The sequence below is a fragment of the Arthrobacter sp. TB 26 genome, from assembly GCF_000427315.1.
Classification (GTDB): domain Bacteria; phylum Actinomycetota; class Actinomycetes; order Actinomycetales; family Micrococcaceae; genus Arthrobacter.
On sequence record NZ_AUPJ01000303.1, the window covers coordinates 1 to 231 of the forward strand.

At 69.7% G+C, this 231-nt stretch carries 1 protein-coding gene; it reads right to left on the reverse strand.

The features are described 5' to 3' along the window. Window positions 1–173, reverse strand: a 173-nt coding sequence (locus K789_RS0110905; RefSeq protein ID WP_029704872.1) for a DUF3000 family protein, incomplete at its 3' end; no start/stop codon positions are given. Window positions 174–231: the final 58 nt, after the last annotated feature.

A 231-nucleotide genomic window follows, 5' to 3' on the forward strand; every position in this document is an offset into this window, starting at 1 on the left:
GAGGGCGCCGGTTCGCCGGGGGCGACGACTTCCGCGCCGAGCGCGACGGCGAACGGTGCCAGCCGCGCGGGCGCCGGGATCTCCTCCAGGCGCAGTTCACCCCGGGTTCGTGCCTGCCGAAGGGTTCCCAGGGCAAAGACAAAATCTGCCGGAACCTGATCGAGTGCGTTCACAGTGGAAGATTATGCAAGGGGGGCTCCCAAGCCCGGCAGGCTCGCCGTCGCTGACCGG